The organism is Microbacterium sp., from assembly GCF_036277215.1.
Lineage (GTDB): Bacteria > Actinomycetota > Actinomycetes > Actinomycetales > Microbacteriaceae > Microbacterium.
In genome coordinates, this window is sequence record NZ_DASUNI010000062.1 from 1 (window position 1) to 5,120 (window position 5,120).

Consider the following 5,120-nt stretch of genomic DNA (forward strand, 5'->3'; position numbering starts at 1 on the left):
TTCGCTCGCGATCCGGCCGCTCTGGACGGCGCGCGGGAGCCGGCCTCCCGGGGTGCGGCGCGGACGACCCGGGGAACGCCCGGAAGCGAGTCGTAGGCCTCGAACTCGTCGCACGCGGCGGCGAGCGACTTCGCCGTGGACCCCGCGACGCCGACCCCCACGACGTACCGGCCCAGGCGGCGACAGCGCTGTGCGAGCGGCACGTAGTCGGAATCACCCGCGACGATCACCACATGCGTGAGGTCGGGCAGGCGGAACATGTCCTCGACGGCGTCGACGGCGAGGCGGATGTCGGCGCCGTTCTTGGCGTATGCGGCGGCGGGAAAGAGCTGAACGAGATCGACCGCCCGCGCGACGAGCTGGGTCCGATAGACGGCGTTGACCGGCGATGACCAGTCCGCGTAGGCGCGCGTGAGGACCAGGGTCCCGAACGATGCCGCGTAATCGATGATCGCGCCCACGTCGATGGTGGCGGCGCTCAGACGCTCCGCGATCTCGGGGTCTTCGGGCGTCTCGATGATCCGCTGGCGGTCGCGGCCGTAGGAGTTGCGCCCGTGCACCCGGTCGTACCAGGAGATGACGATGTTGTCGAAGTCCAGGTAGACGGCGACGCGGGAGTTCTGCGAGTCGGGCATGCGTCCAGTCTGACAGGCGCCTGCTGTCTCAACCTGGGCGAGCTCCGGTCAGCGCTCGCTCGGGTACACCAGCCCGAACTGGCGGCGCACCTCGTCCAGCGTTCCCATGATCGCGACGGTCTCGTCGATCGGCAGGATGTCGCTGTCGTTGCGGCCCTCGCTGACATAGCGCTCCGCGGCGATCGCCTGATACTGCATCCCGCGCCCTTCGACGTGCGATTCGTACGAGTCCAGCACGGTCCCGTCCGGCGCCACCACGCGGAACGTCGTCGGGCTGTACCAGACCTTGTCGATGTCGATGCGCGCGTCGGTCCCGATGATGTGCGCGGTGTTCGGACCGGCGGCGTGGGATGCCGAGATCGACGTCGACAGGGCGCCGGAGGCGTGCGTGAAGATCGTCGCCACCTCGGCGTCGACCTCGGTGGGACCGATCGTCGCGGACGACACCACCGTCGTCGGAGCCCCCAGGATGTCCCACGCGAAAGAGATCGGATAGATGCCGAGGTCAAGCAGCGCGCCGCCGCCCAGCTCCAGCTTGTTGAGCCGGTGGTCGGGGTCGCTCGAGATCTTCTGCGTGTGGTCGGCGAGGACCGCCCGCACGTCGCCGAGCGCTCCGCTGCCGACGAGTTCGCGGACGCGGATCATGTGCGGGAGATACCGAGTCCACATCGCCTCCATCGCGAGCAGCCCTCGCTGGACGGCGACATCCCGTACGGCGGCGGCCTCCGCGCCGGTGAGGGTGAACGGCTTCTCCACCAGGACGTGCTTGCCGTGCTCGAGCGCGAGGATCGCGTTCTCGGCGTGCAGCGGATGCGGGGTCGACACGTACACGATGTCGACATCGGGATCCGACACCAAGTCCTCGTACGAGGCGTGCACGCGGGGGATCCCGAACTCCGCCGCGAACCGGTCCCCGGATTCGGCGGAGCGGGATCCCACGGCGGTGACGTCGAGTCCCGCGGTGCGAAGGTCGCGAGTGAAGGCGTGGGCGATTCCGCCCGTGGCGAGTATTCCCCAGCGCAGTCCGGTCATGCCTCGAGCGTAGCGACCCGGCCGTTCGGTGACGCGCGCCGCTCGCTCACGGCCAGGGCGGCATCCAGGTCGGCGATGATGTCGGCCGGGTCCTCCAGCCCTGTCGAGAGCCGGATCGTGGTCGAGGTGATCCCCGAATCGGCCAGCTGCTCGGGCGACATGTGGCTGTGGGTCATCGATGCCGGGTGTGCCACGAGGCTGCGCGCGTCGCCGATGTTCGCCACCAGGCGGATGACTTCGAGCCTCTCGATGACCTCCTCGACATGCGCGAAGTCCGCGTCAGGGTCGCCGGTCGAGTGCAGGTCGAAGGAGAAGACGGATGCCGCGCCACGCGGCAGGTAGGTGCGCGAGAGCTCGTGCCAGGGACTGGACTCCAGGCCGGGGTGGTGCACGCGCGCGACGGAGGGATGGGCGTCGAGAAACCTTGCTGCGGCCAGCGCGGTCGCGGAGTGGCGTGCGAGGCGCAGGTCGAGCGTCTCGAGGCCCTGCAGCAGCTGGAAGGCGTTGAACGCCGACAGCGACGGGCCGAGGTCGTGCGCGTACTTCGTCTTCACGAGCGCGATGAAAGGGGACCCCGTCCCCCCGAACCGGTCGACGAGGCTGCCGCCCGGCACGCGGCGGTACGGCCCGGTCAGCTGCGGCCACCGCGCGGGGTCCGCCGTGAAGTCGAACGTGCCCAGGTCGACGATCACGCCGCCGAGCGACGTGCCGTGACCGCCGAGGAACTTCGTCGCCGAGTGGACGACGATGTCGGCGCCGAAGTCCTTCGAGCGCTGCAGGTAGGGGGTGGCGACCGTGTTGTCGATCACGAGCGGCACGCCCGCGTCGTGCGCGATCCGCGCGACGGTGTGCGCGTCCAGGACCTGAGCGATGGGATTGGTCACCGACTCCGCGAAGAACGCGCGCGTCTCGGGTCGCACGGCGGCGGTCCAGGCATCCGCGTCGTCCTGGTCGACGAACGTCACCTCGATGCCCCAGTCGGCGAACGTGTCCTGGAACAGGTCGACGGTGCCGCCGTAGAGCTGCCGCGCCGCGACGATGTGCTCGCCCTGCTTGGCCAGGGCCAGCAGTGCGAGCGCCACCGCGGCCTGCCCCGAGGCGACCCCCGCGGCAGCGATTCCGCCCTCGAGCGCCGCCACCCGCTCCTCGAAGACGAGGACCGTCGGATTCGCCGCGCGGCTGTAGATGTTGCCGTCCCGGCGGAGCGCGAACAGCTCCTTCGCCTCCGTCAGGGAGGAGAACTCGAAGGCGTTCGACTGGTAGATCGGCGGCACGGCGGTGTTCTCGGCGATGCCCTGTCGGAACCCTGCCTGAACCTGCGCCGTCGCGAAGGCACGGGGCACGTCGGACATGACTCCATTGTCGATGCCAGTCCTGCCGGCGCCGTTCCGTGTGTCGAACTGTTGCACCCGAGCGCGCGTTATGGAATGAGCGTGACCTTGCCGTCCACACCGTCCTGAACGGCCTGGTGCGCGCCGGCGGCGTCGGCGAGCGGGTACGACGGCCCGAGCTCCACCGAGAACGCGCCCGCCGCCATCAACGCGATCGTGACCGGGATCGCCTCGCGTCGCCATGCCAGCTCGCGCGGGCTGAGGGGGATCGGGCTGCCGGCCGAGAAGGCGCGGATGCCGAAGGCGGCGGCATCCTTCCCCCGCACGAGGGTGACGATCCGCTCGCGGTCGGCGACCAGTTCGAGCGAGGTCTGGATCGCCTCGTCGGTGCCGGCGATGTCCACTGCGACTGTGACACCCTGCGGTGCGACGGAACGGACGCGGTCGGCGAGACCGTCGCCATACGCGACGGGGATCGCGCCGAGCTCGCGCACGCGGTCGAACCGGCGCTCGGACGACGTGGCCACGACCGTCGCGCCCCACAGCGCCGCGTACTGGATCGCGGCCTGCCCGACCGATCCGGATCCGGCATGCACGAGCACAGTGTCGCGCCTGTCCACCGCGAGCGAGCGAAGCGCCTGATAGGCGGTACCGACGGGGATGCCCAGCGCCGCCCCCTGCTCGGCGCTCACCTGCGGGGGGCGCGGCTGCGCCTTCTCGACCGGAATCACGATCTCAGAGGCGTAGGCGCCGGTTGCTCCGAACACGACGACGGCGTCTCCCGTGCGGAAGCCGTCCGCTTCCGCCCCCACGGCGGTGACGACGCCGGCGGCGTCCGCGCCGATGCGGCGGGGCCCGGTCAGCGGATCGGACGCCCGCGCGCCGCTGCGGATCTTCCAGTCGATGGGGTTGACGCCGGCCGCCTCGATGCGGACGACGATCTCGCCGGAGCCCGGTGGCGGGGTCGGGACCTCGATCAGGGTGAGGACCTCTGGTCCGCCGAGCTCGGTGTACGCGATCGCTGTGGCCATGGGTGGGGCAACCTCTCGTTTCGTGGACTGATTCCCGGCTATTCGCGCAGCGACTTCTGGATCCGCTGCAGCGAGACCGGCTCCGCCGTACCCAGGTGCTGCGCGAACAGGCTCACCCGGTACTCCTCCAGAAGCCAGCGCGTGCGCACCAGTTCTGCCGGCGCATCCGGCGGCGCCGGCATCGAACCCCCCGCCTCGGTGTACAGCGCGGCGGCGCGCTCGTACTCCGTCAGCCGCTGGCGATCGCGGCCAGGGTTGTCGACCAGCCCCTCGACCCGTTCCTTCGCCGCCTGCAGATATCGCGGCAGGTGGGCGAGGCGGGCGACACCGACGCGCGAGACGAAACCGGGGAAGACGAGACCCGCGACTTGGCCCCGAACGTCGTTCAGCGCGCCGAGCAGGGTGAGCGAGTTCTGCCCGCGCACCGCGCGATCGACCTCGCGCGCGGCCGTCAGGATGCGGGCCGTCAGCGACACGGTCTGGAACGTGTCGTCCACCACGGCGGCCGACAGTGCGTCTCGCACCCGCTCGAAGTCGGCGCGGGTGCGGACGGCGGATGACTCTGCGGTGCGAGCCACGACCGCATCCGCCACGGCGACGCGCGCGTCTTCGACGAGGCTCTTCGCCGACGGGTACGGGGATGCAGCGAGAGCGAGCTTCTCGGCCGAGGTGAGGTGCTCGAGCACGTAGGACGCCGGCGACGGGACCGCCAGCAGCAGAAGACGCCGCACGCCGGCACGCGTCGCCCTCTCCGCGGCCTCGGGCGTCGCCTCGACGCGGAGCGCGACGGAGGACCCTTCGTCGACCAGGGCGGGGTAGCCGCGCACGACGCCGCCCGCGACCCGGGTGTCGACGACCACCGGCAGGTCGGCGAAGTCCCAGTCCGTGATGCCGGTGCGCGGCTCCAGCCCCTGCGGGAGCGGCGGGGCCGTCGAGGGGCCGGGGGCGGTGCCGCCGACGGGACGTTTCGTCTCGCTGCGCGCGCTCGACGAGCGGGTGAGCGACTTCTCCACCGAGCTGCGCGCGCGGTCGGAGAACCGCTGCTGCAGCATCCGCAGATCCCGATCGGAACCCAGCGAGCGCCCGCGCTC

General features: G+C 71.0%; 5 protein-coding genes. All 5 read right to left on the reverse strand.

The genetic code is table 11. The features are described from left to right. On the reverse strand, positions 1-635 hold a 635-nt coding region (locus VFX99_RS02980; protein WP_329664831.1), incomplete at its 3' end, for an NYN domain-containing protein. Between the two features lie 48 nt (positions 636-683). After that, complete coding sequence (locus VFX99_RS02985) at positions 684-1,667, reverse strand: Gfo/Idh/MocA family oxidoreductase (RefSeq protein WP_329664832.1); 984 nt, start codon at positions 1,665-1,667, stop codon at positions 684-686. Continuing rightward, a complete protein-coding gene (locus VFX99_RS02990) occupies positions 1,664-3,019 on the reverse strand; it encodes an O-acetylhomoserine aminocarboxypropyltransferase/cysteine synthase family protein (protein WP_329664833.1) in 1,356 nt (451 codons plus the stop codon). The genes VFX99_RS02985 and VFX99_RS02990 overlap by 4 nt, the downstream gene beginning before the upstream one ends. Before the next feature lie 68 nt (positions 3,020-3,087). Continuing rightward, complete coding sequence (locus VFX99_RS02995; RefSeq protein ID WP_329664834.1) at positions 3,088-4,029, reverse strand: NADP-dependent oxidoreductase; 942 nt, start codon at positions 4,027-4,029, stop codon at positions 3,088-3,090. Positions 4,030-4,067: 38 nt separating this feature from the next. Beyond that, positions 4,068-5,120: DUF3418 domain-containing protein (locus tag VFX99_RS03000; protein ID WP_329664835.1), on the reverse strand; the 1,053-nt coding region annotated here is incomplete at its 5' end.